The organism is Sphingobium sp. GW456-12-10-14-TSB1 (genome assembly GCF_059424385.1).
In genome coordinates, this window is the sequence record NZ_JBWKZI010000001.1 from 974,313 (window position 1) to 994,463 (window position 20,151).

20 protein-coding genes and 1 pseudogene are annotated in these 20,151 nt (G+C 64.1%); 9 read left to right on the top strand and 12 right to left on the bottom strand.

What is annotated here, in order from left to right; translation table 11 throughout:
- Window positions 1–37: 37 nt before the first annotated feature.
- The 3 genes from AC07X9_RS04735 to AC07X9_RS04745 all read left to right on the top strand — a co-directional run bounded on the left by AC07X9_RS04735 (window position 38) and on the right by AC07X9_RS04745 (window position 3,335).
- Complete coding sequence (locus AC07X9_RS04735) at window positions 38–1,549, top strand: thymidine phosphorylase family protein (RefSeq protein ID WP_254908041.1); 1,512 nt, start codon at window positions 38–40, stop codon at window positions 1,547–1,549.
- Entirely contained in the window at window positions 1,546–2,343 is a 798-nt protein-coding gene (locus AC07X9_RS04740; RefSeq protein ID WP_217884241.1) for a ribose-phosphate diphosphokinase, read from the top strand. Before AC07X9_RS04735 ends, AC07X9_RS04740 begins: the two co-directional genes overlap by 4 nt.
- Window positions 2,344–2,537: 194 nt before the next feature.
- Entirely contained in the window at window positions 2,538–3,335 is a 798-nt protein-coding gene (locus AC07X9_RS04745) for a universal stress protein (RefSeq protein ID WP_254908042.1), read from the top strand.
- 8 nt (window positions 3,336–3,343) lie between these two features.
- Here AC07X9_RS04745 and AC07X9_RS04750 read toward each other — a convergent pair whose 3' ends face one another.
- The 8 genes from AC07X9_RS04750 to AC07X9_RS04785 form a co-directional block, all read right to left on the bottom strand.
- Window positions 3,344–3,742 carry a MerR family DNA-binding protein gene (locus AC07X9_RS04750; protein ID WP_086485596.1) on the bottom strand — a complete coding sequence of 133 codons (399 nt, stop codon included), beginning with the start codon at window positions 3,740–3,742 and terminating at the stop codon, window positions 3,344–3,346.
- 7 nt (window positions 3,743–3,749) lie between these two features.
- Entirely contained in the window at window positions 3,750–4,298 is a 549-nt protein-coding gene (locus AC07X9_RS04755; protein WP_217884242.1) for a hypothetical protein, read from the bottom strand.
- A gap of 2 nt (window positions 4,299–4,300) precedes the next feature.
- Window positions 4,301–4,522, bottom strand: coding sequence for a DUF2933 domain-containing protein (locus AC07X9_RS04760; protein WP_086485597.1), 222 nt, complete (start codon window positions 4,520–4,522; stop codon window positions 4,301–4,303).
- A gap of 28 nt (window positions 4,523–4,550) precedes the next feature.
- Window positions 4,551–4,904: a hypothetical protein gene (locus AC07X9_RS04765; RefSeq protein WP_140159566.1), complete on the bottom strand. Its 354-nt coding sequence runs from the start codon at window positions 4,902–4,904 to the stop codon at window positions 4,551–4,553.
- Window positions 4,905–4,938: 34 nt separating this feature from the next.
- On the bottom strand, window positions 4,939–5,340 hold the full coding sequence (locus tag AC07X9_RS04770; protein ID WP_086485599.1) for a chromate resistance protein ChrB domain-containing protein: 402 nt from the start codon (window positions 5,338–5,340) through the stop codon (window positions 4,939–4,941).
- A gap of 14 nt (window positions 5,341–5,354) precedes the next feature.
- Complete coding sequence (locus AC07X9_RS04775; protein ID WP_254908043.1) at window positions 5,355–6,023, bottom strand: superoxide dismutase; 669 nt, start codon at window positions 6,021–6,023, stop codon at window positions 5,355–5,357.
- A 71-nt stretch (window positions 6,024–6,094) separates the two neighbouring features.
- Window positions 6,095–7,498, bottom strand: a complete 1,404-nt coding sequence (gene chrA / locus AC07X9_RS04780; RefSeq protein WP_086485601.1) for a chromate efflux transporter — start codon at window positions 7,496–7,498, stop codon at window positions 6,095–6,097.
- On the bottom strand, window positions 7,495–8,457 hold the full coding sequence (locus tag AC07X9_RS04785) for a chromate resistance protein ChrB domain-containing protein (protein ID WP_086485602.1): 963 nt from the start codon (window positions 8,455–8,457) through the stop codon (window positions 7,495–7,497). The genes chrA and AC07X9_RS04785 overlap by 4 nt, the downstream gene beginning before the upstream one ends.
- Window positions 8,458–8,486: 29 nt before the next feature.
- On the opposite strand from AC07X9_RS04785, the gene AC07X9_RS04790 reads away from it, so the two are divergent.
- The 3 genes and pseudogenes from AC07X9_RS04790 to AC07X9_RS04800 form a co-directional block, all read left to right on the top strand.
- Complete coding sequence (locus AC07X9_RS04790; RefSeq protein WP_086485603.1) at window positions 8,487–9,860, top strand: alginate export family protein; 1,374 nt, start codon at window positions 8,487–8,489, stop codon at window positions 9,858–9,860.
- Between the two features lie 245 nt (window positions 9,861–10,105).
- Window positions 10,106–10,744, top strand: coding sequence for an NAD(P)H-dependent oxidoreductase (locus AC07X9_RS04795; RefSeq protein ID WP_086485604.1), 639 nt, complete (start codon window positions 10,106–10,108; stop codon window positions 10,742–10,744).
- Window positions 10,745–10,802: 58 nt separating this feature from the next.
- Window positions 10,803–10,985 (top strand): annotated as a pseudogene (locus tag AC07X9_RS04800) (hypothetical protein); the annotation flags it as partial.
- A 52-nt stretch (window positions 10,986–11,037) separates the two neighbouring features.
- Here AC07X9_RS04800 and AC07X9_RS04805 read toward each other — a convergent pair.
- Entirely contained in the window at window positions 11,038–11,313 is a 276-nt protein-coding gene (locus AC07X9_RS04805; RefSeq protein WP_086485605.1) for an HU family DNA-binding protein, read from the bottom strand.
- Window positions 11,314–11,439: 126 nt separating this feature from the next.
- Window positions 11,440–13,068: a Na+/H+ antiporter gene (locus tag AC07X9_RS04810; RefSeq protein ID WP_086485606.1), complete on the bottom strand. Its 1,629-nt coding sequence runs from the start codon at window positions 13,066–13,068 to the stop codon at window positions 11,440–11,442.
- A gap of 372 nt (window positions 13,069–13,440) precedes the next feature.
- Here AC07X9_RS04810 and AC07X9_RS04815 point away from each other — a divergent pair, with 372 nt between their 5' ends.
- Genes AC07X9_RS04815 through AC07X9_RS04825 form a run of 3 tightly spaced genes read left to right on the top strand, consistent with a single transcriptional unit; the run spans window position 13,441 to window position 18,016 of the window.
- Entirely contained in the window at window positions 13,441–16,131 is a 2,691-nt protein-coding gene (locus AC07X9_RS04815; protein ID WP_086485607.1) for an HAD-IC family P-type ATPase, read from the top strand.
- A 9-nt stretch (window positions 16,132–16,140) separates the two neighbouring features.
- On the top strand, window positions 16,141–17,040 hold the full coding sequence (locus AC07X9_RS04820) for a universal stress protein (protein ID WP_086485608.1): 900 nt from the start codon (window positions 16,141–16,143) through the stop codon (window positions 17,038–17,040).
- Window positions 17,041–17,047: 7 nt separating this feature from the next.
- Complete coding sequence (locus AC07X9_RS04825; protein WP_086485609.1) at window positions 17,048–18,016, top strand: calcium/sodium antiporter; 969 nt, start codon at window positions 17,048–17,050, stop codon at window positions 18,014–18,016.
- A 70-nt stretch (window positions 18,017–18,086) separates the two neighbouring features.
- Here AC07X9_RS04825 and AC07X9_RS04830 read toward each other — a convergent pair whose 3' ends face one another.
- Window positions 18,087–18,323 (bottom strand): HP1242/YdcH family protein, encoded by a 237-nt coding sequence (locus tag AC07X9_RS04830; protein WP_086485610.1) that lies wholly within the window; start codon window positions 18,321–18,323, stop codon window positions 18,087–18,089.
- 122 nt (window positions 18,324–18,445) lie between these two features.
- On the bottom strand, window positions 18,446–20,044 hold the full coding sequence (locus tag AC07X9_RS04835; RefSeq protein ID WP_086485946.1) for an MBL fold metallo-hydrolase: 1,599 nt from the start codon (window positions 20,042–20,044) through the stop codon (window positions 18,446–18,448).
- Between the last annotated feature and the right edge of the window lie 107 nt (window positions 20,045–20,151).

Consider the following 20,151-nt stretch of genomic DNA (forward strand, 5'->3'; position numbering starts at 1 on the left):
GGTCTCGCCGATCCGTTGCAAGGGCAATACGATCTCGGTGTTTCGGGCCGGGTCGAACCGTCTATCGCGCGCGCGCCGATTGCGGCTTCATACCCATGACGAACTGGTCGCCGTCATGCGGACCGACAGTCCGGTGTGCCATGCCGAAGGTCTCGCCCCGCACACCCAGATCTTTGTCCGCAACGGCGGCCGGCCGATCGTCGCGACGCTCTTCCAGGTCGATGACGCGTTCCTCGCGGAGGATGAGATTGGTCTCTCCGAAGCTGCCTGGGAAGCACTTGGAGTAGACGAAGGGACCACTGTGGACGTCGGCCACGCGCCGCCGCTTGAATCGATCGCCTGCGTCCGCCAACGCATCTATGGGCACAGGCTGAATGCCGCCGCATTGAGCAGCATCGTCGAGGACGTTGTCGCCGGCCGCTATGCGGACGTGCATCTTGCCGCTTTCCTCACCGCCACGGCGGCGCTGCCGTTCGACGAGGACGAGACCTACCATCTCACCAAGGCAATGGTCGATGCCGGCGACCGCCTGAGCTGGCCCGGTGGAATCATAGTCGACAAGCATTGCGTGGGCGGCTTGCCTGGCAATCGCACGACTCCGATCATCGTCGCCATAGCAACCGCCTGCGGCCTCACCATGCCAAAGACGTCCTCACGGGCGATTACCTCGCCAGCCGGCACGGCCGATACCATGGCGACGCTGACCAGCATCGATCTCGATCTTGACGCCATGCAACGGGTGGTCACGGCCGAAGGCGGATGCCTCGCCTGGGGCGGAGCGGTCTGCCTGAGTCCTGCCGACGATATCTTCATCGGCGTCGAGCGCGCGCTCGACATCGACACCGAAGGACAACTCATCGCTTCGGTCCTGTCGAAAAAGATCGCCGCCGGCGCCACCCACGTCGTGCTCGACATCCCCGTGGGGCCGACCGCCAAGGTCCGCAGCGCGGAAGCCGCCGACCGTCTTGCCGCGACGAGGACATCCGTGGCCGGCCGGTTCGGCCTTGTTACCCGCTGCATCCAGACCGATGGAGCGCAGCCGGTCGGCAGGGCGATCGGCCCCGCGCTCGAGGCCCGTGACGTGATCGCCGTTCTCAAGGGTGACCCCGACGCACCTCCGGATCTTCGCGATCGCGCCTGCGTCCTTGCGGGCGTCATCCTCGAAATCGGCGAGGCGGCCGCGGCGGGGGCGGGGCGGGCACTTGCCGAACGCACGCTGACCGATGGCTACGCGTGGAAGAAATTCCAGCGAATATGCGACGCCCAAGGCGGAATGCGCACGCCGCCCACGGCAAGGCTCACGCACCCGATCGTTGCGACCCACAGCGGCCGTGTCACGCACATCGACAATCGCCGGATCGCCCGTCTGGCAAAACTTGCCGGTGCGCCGGATACACCGGCGGCAGGAATGCGCCTGCATGTGCGCCTCGGCGATGACATAATCGCCGGTCAGCCCCTGCTGACCCTTCATGCGGAATCCCAGGGTGAAATGGCCTACGGCCTAGCCTACGCCGCCTCTAATCCAGACATGCTCATGATCGCTCCATGACGATGACGCTGTTCCCGATGCCCAGAAATGAGCGGCTTGCCGGCACCATCGCCGACCGGGCCGGGTTCTCGGTCGGCAAGCTCGAATTGCGCCGTTTCCCGGACAGCGAAAGCTATGTTCGGCTCCACTCACTGGTGGCGGGGTGCGCCGTCGCGGTGGTGTGCACGCTCGCGCGCGCCGATGAGCAGTTCCTGCAGTTGCTTTTCACGGCGCGGCTGTTGCGCGAAAACGGAGCGCGCTCGATCCAACTTGTCGCCCCGTATCTCGCCTATATGCGGCAGGATCGCCGCTTTCAGGATGGCGAGGCCCTGACCTCCCGCCAGTTCGCGCAGCTCATCTCATGTGAATTCGACGGGCTCATCACGGTCGATCCCCATCTGCACCGTTACCGCGCTCTGCAGGAGATCTATTCGATCGAGACCGAGTCGCTGGCAGCCTCGCCACTTCTTGCCGAGTGGGTTCGCGACAACGTCGAAAGGCCGCTCATCATCGGTCCCGACAGCGAAAGCGAGCAATGGGCCGGAGCTATCGCCACACATATCGGCGCGCCGCACGCCGTATTCACCAAGTTGCGCCGGGGCGACCGGGATGTCCTTATCGCAGCCTCGGATCTGACGGTGTGGAGGGAGCGTACTCCGATATTGGTCGATGACGTGATCTCTTCGGGACAGACGCTCGCCCACGCCGCGCGCGAGATCACCGCTCAGGGGTTTCCAGCCCGATCTGTCTTGCAGTCCATGGCCTTTTCGCTCCGGGAGCGGAGGAACTCCTCAAGGCGATCGGGTGCCGCATAGTTACCACTGACAGCATAGCTCATCCGAGTAATGCTGTCGCCCTTGGGCCGCTGCTCGGCCAGGCACTGGTCAGACAGCTCACGGTGGTCGACGCGAAACGACTACGTAGAACACCCAAATGAATCCCTCTCCGGCACGCGGTAGCAAAATGCCGACAAGCGGAGGTAAGAATGGCTATCAAGGATATTCTCGCCGTGGTCGATACCGGCGACACGGACGAGCAGTTCCTGCATGACGCGCTCGCCTTTGCCGAATTCCATGATGCCCATCTATCCATCGTCATCCTCTCGGCGCTTCCGTCGGCGGACTATGCGCTGACGATCGTACCACCCTATTCCTTTCTTCAGGACTATACGGAGGCGGTCGAAGCCAAGCAGCAGCGCATTGCCAAGCTTGCCGGCGCCTCCAATGTCGAGGTCCGCACGATTTCCGACCAGCCGGCGATCATTTACGGGAAGGCTGCAGTCTACGCGCGTTACGCCGATATCGTCCTGTTCGGCCCGGCCGACAACTACGACTATCCGCCAATCCGGCGCGAAACGATCGAACGCATATTGTTCGCGTCGGGCCGGCCGGTTCTCGTCGCTCCGAACGGACACAAACCGCGTGCGATCGAGCATCTCGCGATCGGCTGGAATGCGACGCGCGAGACGACACATGCCCTGCGTAATGCAACGACCTTCGCCGCGCCGGGGGCCAAGGTCGACGTGCTGGTTCTCGACGCGCAGCCCTCGGCAAAGGGCCACGGTTCCGAGCCGGGTGCGGACATTGCTCACCACTTGGCCCGGCACGGGTTCATGTCGTCGGTGGTCCCTATCCACGCGACCGCGCTGTCTGACGCTGAGGCGCTGGTCAAAGCTGCTTGTGAGCGCGGTGTCGCAGTGCTGTCGCTCGGAGCCTACGGACATTCCCGCCTCCGCGAGATGGTCCTCGGTGGCGTTACCCGAGACCTGCTTGGCGGGGCATCGATTCCGCTGCTGTTTTCCCACTGACGCCTGCGCTATTCGATACATCGATCATTGTCAGCAAGGCTGGCGATGATCGGACAATCGGGCCGGTCGTCGCCATCGCAGCGCTCGGCGAGCTCCACCAGTGTGCGGCGCATAGCCTCGAGCGCGGCCGCCTTGCGCTGAAGCTCGTCGGCTCTTGCCATCGCGAGGGCCTTCACTTCGGCGCTCGAACGCTCTCCATCGTTCCACAGGTCAAGCAGCTGGCGGATATCCTCGATCGGGAAACCAAGGTCACGCGCATTGGCGATGAACCCGAGACGATGAAGGTCGGTTGCCGAGTAGTCGCGATAGCCGCTGCCGCGGCGCGGCGCGGCGGCGCCGGGATTCTCATAGTGGCGGATCATCCGCTGCGAGACGCCGCTCGCTTCCGAAGCCTGGCCGATGTTCATATGCCGCTTATGCCGCGGACGGCGCGCCGGTTGGACTCGAAAAGGCCGTTGCGGCGTCGGCGACCATGCGGCCAACGCACCAGCGCGCATAGAAGCCGCCGAGCAGCCGGCCCAGCAGCGCGCCGAGCCAACCGCGCGGCAGCCAATAGTCGATCCAGACCGTCAGTTCGCAGCCGCCGGGCGCGTTGGCGATCCGAATGCCCATCTCATAGCCGCCGACGATGACAAGCTGCGGCGTTCCAACCGTGCGCCAGACCTTGCGATACGGCGGCGTCCGCTCGGTCACGACCTCGTCGACCGCCATGGTCAGGCCGAAGGCGGACCCGCCCATATGAATGAGTGAGCCCACGGCCATGCCACGGTTCGCGTCGAACGCGTAGGTCATCCGTCCGCCGCCCATCATCGCGGACGGCTTCTCCATATGCGCGGCAAGACGGGTTTGGTCGTCGAGCCGGGCGAAAACCGCGACCGCTGCGGCGGGCAGCAGGCGTCTCGATTCAAAATGCCGTGGCCGCTGCGTCGGGCGACCTGGATCGCCGAGCGCCGTCGGCGCCATTGTCAGGGCGTCCGCGAGGGCGGCGAAGCATCACCGCCGCTATGGTACTGGTGACCGCCGTGGCCATGATGCATGAACAGGTGCATGAGTGGACAGGCCAGGAACAGCAAATAGGGCAGCGCCCCCAGCGCATGGCCCCAATGGTCGCGCAGCAGCCAGAACAGCGCCGCCGCTACGATCGCGGTGGCGAGCATGATCGCGAAGTTCCTGCTGAAACCGGTCATCGTTTCCCCCTTCGTGGGATCGGCCGCGTTACCGCGGTTTGCTAGTGGGCGGATGGTCGTGGTTGTGCTGCTCCTCGGGTGCCGGAGCGGGCGTCGCGGCGGCCCCGTGGTGCATGCATTTCGTTTCGGCCGTGCCGCCTGTCACGTTACCCGTGGTAGGATGCTGGGCACCGCCCTGTGGCATCGCCTTGCCGTCCATCTTCATTTCATCATGCCTCTGCATCATCGGGCATGGCACTTCCCGCGGCTTGGGGGCCTGGCCCTGCGGCGTCTGGGACTGGCCGGCTGCACCATGATCGCGCGCCTGCGCGAGGGCGGGGGAGGCAAATAGCGGTGCGAAGAGCAGCGCAGCGGCGCATGCGGCGGTTTTGATGGACGTCATCTCGGTTCCTTTCATCGGCACGCACGCGGTTCATTCAGCTTTCTGGAGAATTGTGAGCGCCCTGCGCCAGCATCGCATGATCGTCGGCGTAGATCGCCGACAAGCCGAGCGAGATGGCGAACAGGCCGCCCGATTGCAGGGTCAGGTCGAGCCGAGACGTATCGGCGCCGCGCACGATGACCGCGAGCTGCTGGAGTGCGGCGTCCTCTGTCAGCCCGTATCTGTCGAGGAAGGCATCGAAGCTGCATTTCTCCCCGACATGGCTCAGCTCCGCGCCGGGGATGTCATAGGCGATTGCGCCTTCGGCCTGCGCGACCGCGAACACCTGGTCGGCCGGCACATAGAGAAACTCCGGCGCCTCGTCGATGAACCTCGCCACCAGCCAGGGACAGGCGATCCGGTCGATCTTGGGGCGCTCGCGCGTGACCCATTTCATGGCAACCTCCTGTGTCAGGTGCGGGCGGCGGCGATCGCCTGCGCGTAGCGGCGATCGACCGCCTCCCAATCGAGGTTCTTGAACCAGGCGTCGATATATTTGGCGGCCTGGGTGCCGTAATCCATGTGGAAGCTGTGCTCGTACATATCGAGCACGAGTAGCGGCACGCCGGCCGCAGCGCCGTGCATATGATCCCATGCCCAATGATTATTGAGCGAGCGGGTGTGGAGATTGTAGGCGAGGATCGTCCAGCCCGAGCCGCCCGCGAGGCTCATGCCGGTGCGGCGGAATTCGGCTTCCCAGGTCGCGAACGAGCCGAACGCTGCGGTGATCGCCTCACGCACCGAGCCCGCGGCCTGGCCGTTGCCGCCCAGACCGTCGAAATAGATCTCGTGCAGCACCACCGAGCCGGTGCGGTGCAGTTCCTCGCGCTTGAGGCCGCCATAGAGCGCGGGCGGCGTTTCGCTGTCGGCGAGCGCGGCGGCCAGCCGGGTGCGAACCGCGTTCAGCGTCTTCACCGATCCCTGATAGTTGTTCTCCCAGTGCGAGCGGACCAGCCGCTCCGACAGGCCGTCGAGCTTCGCCGGATCGAACTTCAGGGGCTTGGGCTGATACCCGCCGGCAAAGGCCGGCGCGGGGGCCGGCGCCGGTTGCTGCGCTTCCACGCTATCCATTGCTGCCATTGCAACTGCTCCTGTTCCAAGGGCCTTGACGGCCGTGCGTCGTGAGACTTCCGTCACCCAACCTCTCCTTCTCAAACGATGAGCACATAGGCCGCGCCGAGGCCGGCACAGGCGAACAGTACCGGGATCATGCCGGCCTTGAAGCGGAACACCGCGACCGCCGCGCCGAGGACGAGAACGAGCGCCGGCAGGTTGAGCGACGTGAGCACCGGCACGTCGAACCCGCCGCCGACGATGCCGACGGTCCGCACCTCGCGGAACAGCGTGTGGATCGCGAACCAGAGCGCGAGGTTGAGGATCACGCCGACCACCGCCGCGGTGATCGCGCCGAGCGCGACCGACAGCGCGCGGTTGCCGCGCAGCCGCTCGACGAAGGGCGCGCCCGCGAAGATCCACAGAAAGCAGGGCACGAACGTCACCCAGGTCGTGAGGACCGCGCCCAATGTCGCCGCGACCAGCGGGTGCAATGCTCCGGAATCCCGGAACGCCGCCAGAAAGCCGACGAACTGCGTCACCATGATGAGCGGCCCCGGCGTCGTTTCGGCGAGCCCGAGGCCATCCAGCATCTCGCCGGGCTGGAGCCAGCCATAGGTGCCGACCGCCTCCTGCGCGACATAGGCGAGCACCGCATAGGCGCCGCCGAAGGTCACGACCGCCATCTGGCTGAAGAAGGTCGCGATCCGGCTGAATACGTCGTCGGGGCCGAACAGCGCGAGCATCGCCGCGACCGGCGCCAGCCAAAGGAACAGCAGCGCCCCCGAAATCTTGAGCGACCAGGCGAGATCGGGCCGGGCATGATCGGGCAGTCCTTCGCCGAGCGCGGTATCGCGATCGTGGACGACGTTGCCGCCGCCCGGGCCGTGCCCGCCGCCGCCCTTGAACGCGGAAAAGCCGAGGCGCCCGCCGACATAGCCGCCGAGCGCCGCTGCCAGCACGATCAGCGGGAACGGCGCGCGCAGGAAGAAGATGGCGACGAAAGCCGCCGCCGCGATCCCGCGCATGACGTTGTTCTTGAGCGCGCGCGAGCCGACCCGCACCACCGCCTGGATCACCACCGCGAGCACCGCAGCCTTCAAACCGAAGAACAGCCCCTCGATCAGCGGCGAAGCCCCGAGCAGCACATAGACGAAGCTCAAGGCGAGAATGGCGAGGAAGCCGGGCAGCACGAACAGCGCGCCCGCGACCAGCCCGCCCTTGGTCTTGTGCAAGAGCCAGCCGATATAGGCGGCGAGCTGCTGCGCCTCGGGGCCGGGCAGCAACATGCAATAGTTGAGCGCATGCAGGAACCGCTCCTCGCCGATCCAGCGCTTCTCATCGACGAGGATGCGATGCATCACCGCAATCTGCCCCGCAGGCCCGCCGAAGCTCAGCGACGCGATCCGCGCCCAGACGCGCACTGCCTCGCCGAAAGCTATGCCGTGATCCTTCGCGGGTGCGGCTGCATTTGCGGGTAGCTCGGTCGTGGCGATGCTCATCGCTCGGTCTTTCTCGTGCTGAAATAGGCGTGGAACTGGTCGAGCGCGTCGCCGGCACTGGCGATGCGCTGGAGATCGTCGTCGGTCGAGGCGCAGACGCCCGACAGCATCGCGCCCAGCCCCGGCGTCTCGGGCCGGCCGAACTTGCCGTCGCCGATGTCAAGGTCGTGAATGATCTCGCCGATCACGGCCAATGCCGGATCGCGTTCAAGCTCGGCACGCAGCAGCAAGGTCTCGAAGCTGCACCGATCGCCTTCGTGGGTGAACTCCGCGTCCACCATGTCGAAGCGCAGCTCGCCCGCCTCGGGCGCATGGTTCTTCGCATCGACGAACTTGAAGCTGGCCTTCGGGTCGATGAACCGGCGGATCAGCCAGGCGCAGGCGATGCGGTCGACATGGACGCCGCGCCGCGTCACCCAAACACGGTTCTTGAGATCGGCAGGCGAAAGCGGCGCCGGCTCGCCCGTGCGGCCGATATCCGGATGGGCGTAGCGCTGCTCATCCAGGTCGCGCAGCGCCGCCTCCGCGCCTTGCCGGCCGTGCGCGCCGAAGAAGTCCAGCCGGACGATCTCGGCCAGCCGCCGCTGGAGCTTGGCGATCTCGGGACCCGACGGCGGGCCCGTATCGAGCAAGCGGCGCGCGGCCTGCGCCAACTCCTCATAGTCCGTGTCGCGTGCGGCATCGAACAGGGCGCGCAGCTCGGCGTCGCTCTGCCCGTCGATCATCTGCGCGTCGATCAGCACCGCCTCGCCGCCGCCGCTCGTCGTGATCTCCGTCAGCAGAGCGCGGAAGGCGGCTTCGTTGTCCTCGCGCCACGGCAGGACATGAACCGCGTTCTTGAGCGGCACCGCGCCGATCGCCTGCAGGCGGCGCCAGATCTTGACGCGTAGATAGGGCGGCTTCGCCGGAAGCTGGTGCAGCAAGGCCAGCCAATGCTCGCAGCCGGTTGTGTCGGTCATAGTGCATATGTATCATCGTCAGCGATTCGATGAAACATATATATCTCCTATCGCCCGCCGCGCTGATCGCGACCGTCGCGCAACCTGCCTCGGCGCAGCAGGCACCGGCGCGTGTCGAGGCGCCGCCGCCGCAGGACGGCCTGACGCTCTCGGGCTCGGTCCGCTTGCGCTACGAGGCGATCGACGGACAGGCGCGAGCCGGGTTCAACACGAGCGACGAGCTTGTGAACCTGCGCACCAACATCCTCGCCGAATACCGCAAGGGTGATGTCCGGTTCGGAGTCGAGCTGTTCGACAGCCGCGTCTGGGGCGACGATGCCGGAACGCCGGTGACGACCAACGAGGTCAATACGCTGGAGCCGGTCCAGGCTTATGTGGCAGCCGACTTCAACGGCGCCTTCGGCCGGGGCACGAAGCTCACGCTCACCGCAGGCCGCATGACGCTCAACCTGGGATCGCGGCGGCTCGTGGCCGCGGACGATTATCGCAACACCACCAACGGCTATACCGGGCTTCGCGCTGACATCTCGGCACCGCAGGGCTGGAAGGCCACGTTCATCTACACGCTGCCACAGGTCCGGTTGCCCGACGACAACGAAGGCATCCGCGATTCCAAGGTGCGCCTCGACAGGGAGAGCTTCGATCTCGTTCTTTGGGGCGGCCAGCTCAGCAAGGCCAAGGCGCTCGGTCCGGCGACGGCGGAGCTGACCTATTTCCACGTCGGCGAGCGCGACGCGCCGGGCCGTCCGACCCGCGACCGCTCGCTCGATACCTTCGGCGGGAGGCTCATCGCCGAGCCGCGCACGGGCGCGTTCGACTACGAGATCGAGGCGCTATACCAGGTCGGCCATGTGAGCGCTTCATTGGTGCCGACCGCGGCCCGGCAGTCGGTCAGCGCCAGTTTCATCCATGCCGATGTCGGCTACAGCTTCGCCGGACCCTGGAAACCACGTCTTTCGGTCGAGTTCGACCGCGCGAGCGGCGACAAGCCGGGCGGGCGTTTCGGCCGGTTCGACACGCTGTTCGGGATGCGGCGCGCCGATCTGGCGCCCGCCGGCCTCTACAATGCGGTTGCTCGCGCCAACATCATGACGCCGGGCGTCCGGATCGAGGCGACGCCCAGCAAGCGGCTCGACTGGTTCGCGGTCTACCGGCCGATGTGGCTCGCCGCCGACGAAGACAGCTTCTCCACGACCGGCGTGCGCGATAGCTCAGCACAATCGGGCGGTTTCGCGGGACACCAGATCGAAGCGCGCGTTCGCTACTGGATTATGCCGACACGGCTGCGCTTCGAGTTTGATGGCCTGTTGCTCGCCAAGGGTCGGTTCCTTCGCGACGCGCCCAACGCGCCGCCGGGGCGGTGGACGCGCTATGGTTCATTCAATCTCACGGGGAGCTTCTGATCACCAAGGGCGTGTCCGCGCAGCAATCGGAACGCTGCAGTGTGAAACATAGGAGGGGCCCCTTGGAAGGGCGGTTGCGCTGCCGGTCTCTTGCCATGCGCCACGAGCGAATACGACCTGGCCGCGAATTAACCGACCCCGCGGCGCGTCCGATCAGGCGGGGCGCTTTTCCTGGCGAGCGTCACGTGATTGCGCGCTGGATGTGATATGACCGGCTTACTCTGAAGGCAGGCGGAGCCAGGTGGATGCGTGTTCTGATTCTCGATGGGCATCCCGACGATGGCCGCCTCATCACGCATCTGCTCGACCATTATCACGCCAAGGTCGCGTCGGATGCGGAAGTCGAGCGCATCGCCCTGCGCGATCTCGATTTCGATCCGATCCTGCGGCACGGTTACAAAGTCGTGCAGCCCTGGGAGCCCGACCTTGAGCGCGTCGGCGCCGCCATCGCCGCCTGCGACCATCTCGTTGTCGCTTTCCCGATGTGGTGGGGCAGCGAGCCGGCCCAGCTTAAGGGGCTGATCGACCGCGTGCTGCTGCCCGGCTTCGCCTTCCGCTATCACCGCGATAATCCCCTCTGGGACCGGCTGCTAGCCGGGCGCTCGGCTGATGTGCTCATCACCACCGATACGCCGTCCTGGTATCTGCGCTGGGCCTACGGCAATCCGGTGGTGCGGCGCTGGCGCGGCCAGATACTCGGCTTCTGTGGCTTCAAGCCGCTGCGGATCACGAAGTTCGGTCCGGTGCGCCAAGGCGGCGTCGAGAAGAACATCGCCGCGTGGTGCGGCAAGATCGAGCGGCTGGCGGCTTCCGCATTTGCTCTGCGGCGCGGCACCAGGCTCCAGGCCGTTCTCCCGAACGATTGGTCCGACGACTTCCGCTGAAGTTGTGCAGAGCATTTTGCAAGACGATGCTGCAAAGTCTCCTGTGAAGGAAATCCTTCTCGTTCGCGCCGGGATCCTGCATCGGCACTATCAGGGCTATCGGGTCGACCACCATAATCGCGGCACCCAGCGCCAAGCGTTCTACACGCTTTCTCCCATCGCTCGAAAGCTGCTCCAGACAGGCCATGCCCAGTCAGCACCGCCACAGCACCCACGACAAGGCTCGTTGGTCCTCGGTTGAGCGATCTGATCGCGCCGCCCCGGCTTATGCTAAGAGGCACCGCCGATCGGGGTTACGGGTTGAGCTTGTCCTTCAAGGCCTTGGCGGCCGAAAAGCCCAACTTGCGCGATGCCTTGATGGTCATTGCCTCGCCGGTTGTCGGATTGCGGCCTTCCCGCGCAGGGCTGTCCTTGACCTTGAACTTGCCGAAGCCGTTGAATGAGATTTCCCCACCTTTCGCCGCGGCCTCGCCAATCCCGGCGAACATCGCATCGACAAGCTTGCGCGCATCGGCCTTGGTGATGCCGTGTTCACGGGCGATCTTTTTGGCAAGATCATTGTTGTTCATGAAAAATACCTCTCCTGAGCTGAATTTCGGTCGCAGGGCTTCATAACGGGCGAGGCATGGCGCGCCTCCTTCCAATCCTGACCGCGCTGGCTTCATAACGAAATGCCTCACAGGCGAGGCACTATCTCATCCTGCAAGCCGCGTCTCGAAGAGATCCAGTTCTCGGATGAGCTTGCGCGCGGCCTCGCTGCCCAGTTGTCGGTTGCGAACCCGCCGGGATATTTCCTCCCGCTCGGCCTTGAGCGCGGCGAGCCGCAATTCGCGTTCGATCTTCTCGTCGCGCCGGTGAACATCCTTCTGCTCGGGCTCGGCGATCTGATGATCGATCCGATCACGGTATAAATCCATGAGCCGCGACGCGACATTAACGTAAGTGTCCGGATCCCTCTTGCCGTTGGCGAGGCGATGTTGCGTTCGTTCGATCTCGCCGATCGCCGCTTCCGCGGCAGCAACGCGCGCGGCATCCACCTCGGCCTCTCCCGTCGGCTCGGGTGGCATCTCGAGGCTCCGCATCATCAAGGGCAGACCGATGGATGCGGCAATCAGCGACAGAATGATCACGCCCATCGCCAGGAATATCGCGAGATCGCGGGCGGGGAAGGGCGAGCCGTCCACCATCGCAAGCGGGAGGGTGAGCACACCGGCCAGCGTGATCGCGCCTCGCACACCGGCGAAGGACATCGCCCCGATGATCCGCCAATTCGGGCGCTCTCGGTCCTCCGGCCGACGGAACAAGGTCAGGCGGAACGACAACCACACCCAGGCGAAACGAAGCGCTGCGAGTCCAGAATTGATCGCGATGACATAGACACCCAGCCACCACGGTTCGTGATGACCGGTGAGACGCACGGTATCGGCGGCATCGGCGAGGATCGTTGGCAGTTGCTCGCCCAACAGCACGAAGATGACCCCGTTGGCGGTGAACTGGATCATGTCCCACACCGCTGTTCTTCGGATGCGTGTGACAGCCAGGGCATTCCCGCGCGCCTCAACGAAACCCATGGTAAGCCCGGCTGCGACGGTTGCGAGGATTCCTGAACAATGGAGATGCTCGGCGATCAGATAGGCGCCGAACGGGATGAGCAGGCTAATCAGGATCTGCGAGCCGCTTTCCTCGCCCACGTATCGCGTGACGATGCTCTTCGCCCAACCGACAAGCCAGGTCAGCGCTATCCCGACGGCGATTCCGCCGATCGCGACCCACAGGAAATTAATCGCTGCCTCCCCCAGGGAAAAGGCGCCAGTCAACGCGGCGGCGACCGCAAAACGCAAGCATACGAGACCCGAGGCATCGTTGAGCAGGGATTCTCCCTCGAGGATATGCATCATCCGCTTGGGAACGGGGGTGCGCTGGGCGATTGCGGAGACCGCTATCGGATCGGTCGGCGATACTACTGCGGCGAGGGCGAACGCCACCGCAAGCGGCATCGCCGGGATCATCCAGTTGATGAAGAATCCCATGCCCAGCACAGTGAACACGACCAGTCCAAGCGCAAGCTCGAGGATGGTCGACCGATCCTTGAACAGATCCTCCCGCGGGATGCGCCAGCCATCGAGAAACAAGAGCGGCGGCAGAAAGAGTAGGAAGAAAATCTCCGGATCGAGCGTTACGCGCCAGTCTGCGACCAGTCCGACTGCGGCGCCCAGGGCGATCTGCACCAGCGGCCGCGGTATCGGGAGCGGAAGCAACCGAGCCAGTATGCCGCTTACGACGACGGCGAAAAGTAAAGTCAGGACAAGCGTTACGGTTTCCAAAAGCGGCCTCGAACAAGCGGGGAGGGTCGGTGTCTCCTTGGACTCTTAGCGGGATGGGCCGTTCATGCCAGCCTTGTTCGAGGTCCGCAGAGGCGATCTACCCTGCGGTTCGCGAACACCCCGATCGCACCCAGCGCGGGTCCTGCGAACGCACTCGTCCATTTCTAAACCCCAGCCTATCGGGCGGTGGGAGCAGCGTCTCTACGGATATAACCGGATTGCGATCTACCCGGTCTCTCCAGCTAGTTGATCCCAGTTATCGATCGAATTGGAGGACTTCGGAGCCCAGTTCAGGAACCAAAGGAAGCGAGGTCTGGCCCACGCTTCCGTGTGCTCAATTCCCATGATCCGAACCTATCCCAAGGAGGCTTGATGTCGGCACCCATCGATTTGGAAGAAGTGTGCTGGCATGCGTTACCGAGCAGCGAGATCGCCAAGATCCTCGACGTGGATCTTACCGGCCTCTCGCCTTCGGAAGTAGGCCGACAAGCTACCCGTTTTGGTCCCAATGCGCTGCCCAAGTCGCCTCGGCGGAGCCCGTTGCTGCGCTTTCTGGCCCAGTTCAACAATACCCTGATCTACGTTCTGATCGCCGGGGCGCTGGCAGCCGCGCTGCTCGACCATATGATCGATGCGGCTGTCATCGTGGCCGTCGTAATTGTGAATGCGGTTATCGGCCATATCCAGGAAGGGAAGGCGGAACAGGCTCTCGAAGCGATCCAGCAGATGATCGCGCCAAAGGCGAGCGTTGTCCGCAGCGGCATCAGGCAGACGATCCCGGTCTCCGAGATCGTCCCTGGCGATCTTGTCCTCATCGAAGCTGGCGATCGTGTCCCGGCCGACCTCAGGCTGCTCCATGCCCGCCGCCTCCTGATCGACGAAGCCCTTCTGACCGGGGAGTCGGTCGCGGCCGAGAAGCAGGAGGCGGTGCTGCCCGAAGAGACCGTTCTCGCAGACCGGCGAAACATGGCCTTCTCCGGCACGCTGGTCGCCGCCGGACAAGCGAACGGAATTGCCGTTGCCACCGGGCCCCACACGCAGATCGGACGGATCAGCGAGCTAATCCAGTCCGTCGAAGCGATGGTGACGCCGCTGCTGAAGCAGATCGACCAGTTCGCCCGTCGCTTTACTTGGTTCGTGCTCGCAGGAGGCCTGGCGCTGTTTGCGTTCGCCGTTCTGGTGCGGGGCTACGACTGGATCGATGCTCTGATCGCCGTTGTCGCGCTTGCCGTCGGCATTGTGCCGGAAGGTCTGCCGGCAGTCATTACCATCACGCTTGCCATAGGCGTGCGCCGGATGGCTTCCCGGAATGCCGTTATCCGCAAGCTCCCTGCGGTTGAAACGCTCGGCGCCACTTCGGTGATCTGCTCGGACAAGACCGGCACGCTTACGCGCAACGAGATGACGGCCCGCCGGATCATCTCCGCCCGGCACACCATGATCGCCAGCGGCTCAGGCTACATTCCGGAGGGACATCTCCAGATCGCGGGAACAGGCGATCAGGCCGACGCCATGGCGGCCTCTATGCCGCTGATCCGCTGTGGTATCCTGTGCAACGATGCGTCACTGCGCAAGGTTGGCGAAGACTGGCGCGTCGAGGGCGATCCCATGGAAGGCGCCCTGTTCGCCCTGGCAATGAAGGCTGCCGTCGACCCGGAACTGGAACGTACGGAATGGGAGCGGCTCGACGAGATCCCGTTCGATGCGGCGCACCGCTTCATGGCGACGCTTTGTCGTGGGTCTGACGGAGCGACGGCTCTCCTCGTCAAAGGCGCACCCGAGGCCCTCTTCGCGATGACCTCGCCCGACGACATCGGCGATTGGGAACGCGCCATCGCTGAAGCCGGAAACGAGGGCGAGCGTGTCCTCGCCTTTGGAGCGAAGCCCATGCCGTCGGATGCAGAGCGCATCTCGTTCGACGACGTCATGGCCGGCGTCCGGCTGCTCGGACTGGTCGGCTTCATCGATCCACCGCGCCTCGAGGCGAAGGAGGCGATCGCCGAATGCCGCTCGGCCGGGATCGCCGTCAAGATGATCACGGGAGACCATGCCGCGACGGCGCTGGCAATCGCGCGCCAGCTCGAGCTTGCCGACGATCCGCAAGCGATGACCGGGCTCGATATCGAGAAGCTCTCGGACGAGGAACTCGAACGGATCGTCGCTCGCATCTCCGTGTTCGCCCGGACCAGTCCCGAGCACAAGCTTCGCATCGTCCGCGCCCTGCAGGCACAGGGCCAGATCGTCGCCATGACCGGCGATGGCGTGAACGATGCCCCGTCGCTCAAGCAGGCCGATGTCGGCGTGGCGATGGGCATCAAGGGGACCGAAGCCTCGAAGGAAGCCGCCTCCATGGTGCTCCTCGACGACAATTTTGCATCGATCGTCAGCGCCGTACGCGAGGGCAGGACCGTTTACGACAATATCCGGAAAGTCATTTCCTGGGAAATCCCCACCAATGGCGGCGAGACACTGGCGGTCGTTCTGGCGATCCTCTTGGGATTTGCTCTGCCAATGTCAGCAACCCAGATCCTGTGGGTCAATCTCATCCTCGCCGCGACGCTCGGTCTGGTGCTCGCTTTCGAACCCACCGAGCCAGGCGTAATGCAGCGTCGCCCACGCAAACGCGGCGCGCCTCTGCTTTCGCCATTTCTCCTGTGGCGCGTCGTGCTGGTGTCCGTGCTGTTTGCCGCGGTCACCCTCGGCCTCTTCTTCCACACGCTCGATCAGGGCCGCGGCCTCGAAGTGGCGCGCACGATGGTCGTCAACATGTTCATCGTCGCGGAGATTTTCTACCTCTTCAACGTCCGCTATCTGCACATGACGTCCCTGACGTGGCGCGGCGCGCTGGGAACCCCCGCCGTGTTGATCGCGATTGCGATCCTGCTCCTTGGCCAGGCGCTCTTCACCTACGCCCCGTTCATGAACGCGATCTTCGGCTCGCGACCGCTCACCGTTGACGACCTTGCGCTGCTCGTGCTCGCCGGCGCGGCTCTCATGCTCCTGCTCGAGGGCGAAAAGCACCTCATGCGGCGTCTGGGCTGGTTCAAGGAACTCAACGACTAGGAGGACGAAATGACCCAGGACACTTTCCCCAAACGTATCGCGCTTGCAACCGACCTCAGCCATCGTTGCGACCGCGCGCTCGACCGGGCCCTGATGGTCGCCAAGGCGTGGCAGGCCGAACTCACAGTCATCCACGCGCTTGCCCCACCCGACGATATTACCCTGTTCGGGAGCCTGCGCGACCAGCCATCCTGGCGTCGCCCGCCTGACCCGGTTCGAAAGGTCCGCGATCGAATGTTCCGGGATCTGGTGCGCGAGGACCCGAACATCGACATCGCAGTCCATGTCGAGGCGGGAGCGCCTGCAGATGTCGTCCTGAAGGTCATCCGGAAATCCCATGCGGAGCTGATCGTCACCGGCGTCGCCCGCGACGAACTACTGGCGCGCATGTTCCTTGGCGACACTGTCGACCGGCTGATCCGCAAGTCTCCCGTTCCCGTTCTCATCGTCCGCGACCGCGCCTTCGAGCGCTATCACAACATGCTCGTCACGACGGATTTTTCGAAGTCTTCCCGTGTCGCGCTCGAGACGGCCGTCCGGTTCTTCCCAGATGCGGGCATCTCGCTCTTCCACGCCTATGACGTGCCCTTTGCCGGCTATCTCGGCCGCGCGGAAGTCGAGAAGCAATTCGAGGACTATGGCAAGGACGCGACCGACAAGTTCCTGGCCGAAGCCGGGATCGCGCCCGATACGGCTCGCATGGTCAGCCGCATGATCGAAAACGGAGTGCCCGAGCGGCTGTTGCAGGACTATGCCGAGACTTCGCGGCGCCATCTCACCGTGGTGGGGACTCATGGCGGCGGCATGGTCTATGAAGCCCTGATCGGAAGCACGGCGCGCAAGATCATCGATGCCGTGCCCGGCGACGTCCTCCTCGTGCCCGATCCCGCGAAGCGCAAGGCAGACTGACCTCCCGATGACTCTTGCGATCGTCTGGATCTGCGTCGGGCTTGCCGCATTGATCGCTGGCGCCGAACTGCTCGTGAGAAGCGGGTCGGCTCTGGCGGCACGCCTCGGCGTTTCACCCCTGCTGATCGGACTCACCGTCGTCGCGCTCGGAACGAGCACTCCGGAGCTGGCTGTCGGCATCGATGCCGCCGTTCAGGGCAACGGCTCGCTTGCGGTGGGGAATATCGCCGGCACCAATACCGTCAACATCCTCCTTATCCTCGGGCTGAGCGCCGCGCTGCGGCCGCTGGCGATCCAGATGCAGACACTGCGCCTGGAACTCCCCGTGATCGTCATCGCCTCGGCCACGCTGCTCGCCTTCGCATGGGACGGCACGCTCTCGCGGTTGGAGGGGCTCCTACTCGTCACCATGGGCGCGGCGTTCACGCTGGCGGTCATCCGCGTCGCCCGGCAAGAGAGCATTAAGGTCAAGTTGGAATTTGCCCGTGAGTACGGGCCCCGGCGCCTCGCCAATCGCCAGGCGGCCACCGAGATGCTGATGCTTGCCGCCGGCCTTGTCATCATCGTCGCCGGCGCCGACTGGCTCGTCGAGGGTGCCGTCGGTTTGGCACGTCTCTGGCGCGTCTCGGACGCATTCATAGGTCTGACCATCGTCGCCATCGGCACCTCAGCGCCCGAACTCGTGACCACGATCATTTCCACCTTCCGAGGTGAGCGTGACATCGCCATCGGCAACCTGATCGGCAGCAGCGTCTACAACATTCTTGTGATCCTTGGCGTGACCTGCCTCATTCCGGCCGATGGCATCGACGTCAACACTCACCTTATCGGCATCGATATCCCGGTGATGCTAGGCGTAGCGTTGTTCTGCATTCCGGTTTTCGTTAGCGGCCGCAAGATCACGCGGGGCGAGGGTGGCCTCTTCGTGAGTGCCTACGTGGCGTACCTTAGCTACCTCATCATACAGCGTGCATGAGATGAGCCGTTTCCCGCCGGCGCGTATCCGAAGGCCGACAGCGCCGCGCAAGACCCCTTGACCCATTGGGCTAATTCGAGAGTGCTGCGGCGATCCGGTCCTTTATCGCCAAGCGGCGCCTGCGAAGCTCGGTTTCATGATCGTGCGACGTCGGCTGGACATTGGTCTCGGCCACGTGAATTTCGTCGTTCACTTCATCATAGTCGATGAGCAACTGTGCAAAGCTCGGGTTTGAGACCTTCAGCGCATGGATCTTGTCCAACTGGCCCGGAAACTCTTCGCTCAAATTATGCGGTGTGTTCGACATGTCTTACTCCGTAGATGCCTATGCAAGCGTGATAGAGGACGCACCCGGGTGCGCCCATAAGTAGGTTCCCCATCAGCTTCGGGCGATAGGCCTGGTCGAGCAGAGCAAGGAGCTTCGGGCAGCTAGTCCTGCCGGCTCTTCCGCTTCTCGCGGTGGGACTGGTAGGAACGCAGGATCTCGCCCATCCGGGCAAGCGCCTCGCGCCGTGCCGACGCACTCTCGATATCCTGCAGTTCCTTCTTCAACCGGACCGAGAAATCGGCATAGTCGTTCTGCCAATCCCGCCCAACCGCGCTCTGCAATTCGACATCGCCCGTCTTCAGGCGCTTGGCCGGCGCTCCTGTGGGCAACGAATAGGTCTCGCCGATCTGCGGCGTGACGATTGACAACACTCCTTCGCCTTGCATCAAGCGGCGTAGCGTCTCGATGGAGACTGGCTCGCCATGGTCCAGGAAAAGACTGCCATTGATCGGCATCCGCCCCGTGATCCATTCCTTGAGATCCGTCTGGTCGCCATGCGCGGAATAGCTGTCGATCCGACGAATTTGGGCACGGACCGCGACGTCCTGTCCCCAGATCCGGACGCGACTGGCACCGTCGAGGATCGTCCGGCCGAGCGAGCCAGCCGCCTGGAAGCCGACGAACAGGATCGTCGATTCCCGACGCGCGAGATTGTACCGCAAATGGTGGCGAATACGCCCCGCTTCGCACATGCCGGACGCGGCCATAATGATTGCGCCCGACATCGTGTTCAGCCGCATCGATTCCATGGTGGTGGCGGTGTAGTGGAACGACGGGTGATGGAAGATCTCCCCCGAACCCATGTCTTCAAGGTCGTTGGCGTGCTTGGCGAACACCTCGGTCGCCCGTGTCGCCAACGGAGAATCGATGAACACCTGCGGAAATGCCAGACGCCCGGTGTTGATCAGTGTCGCGATGTCGAGCAGCAATTCCTGAGTACGTTCAAGTGCAAACACTGGGATCACCAGATTGCCGCCGCGGGTCAGGGCGGCCTTGATCTCCGCCTCGAGTTGCGTCCGGCGTTCCTCTATCGAGACATCCTCCCGAACCCGGTCGCCATAGGTGCTTTCGCACACGACATGGTCCAAACCAACCGGCGCTTCCGGATCCGCATGGAATGCCTTGTGATGCGGTCCAAGGTCTCCCGAGAACAATAGGTGCGAGCCTCCGACGTGCATCTCGGCCGACGCTGACCCCAGAATATGCCCTGCATTCCAAAACCGGGTCCTGAAGCCCGGTACCGGCTCGAACCACTCATTCAGTTCGACCGTGTCGCACAGGCTGTAAGCGGCCATCGAATCCGCTTCGGTGTAGATCGGCTCGAACGGCACTTCATCCCTGCGATCACGCCGACGATTGCGTCGCTCCGCTTCGCTCTCCTGGATCCGTCCGGCATCCGGCAGCATGTAGTAGAGAAGATCCTTGGTCTGGGGAGTGCAGTAGATCGGGCCACGGTAGCCCTCGGCCGACAACTTGGGCAGAAGCCCGCTGTGATCGATATGCGCATGGGTCAGCACGACCGCGTCGATCCTGCGCACATCGAATGAAAATGGGTCCCGATTGAGCGTTTCGAGAGTCCGCGATCCCTGGAAAAGGCCGCAGTCGATAAGCACAGTACTCCCTCCATAGTGCAGTTCCATGCACGAGCCGGTGACTGTCCCTGCAGCGCCGTGGAAGGTGATCTTGGGCTCGTTACTCATCGGCTCACTCTGCTCCTGCTTGGTCTGCAACAGTCCGACCCTTAGACACCCCTATAACTCGAGCTATGCGAGATATCCCGTAGTGGGCCGCGTCAACTGGCATTGCC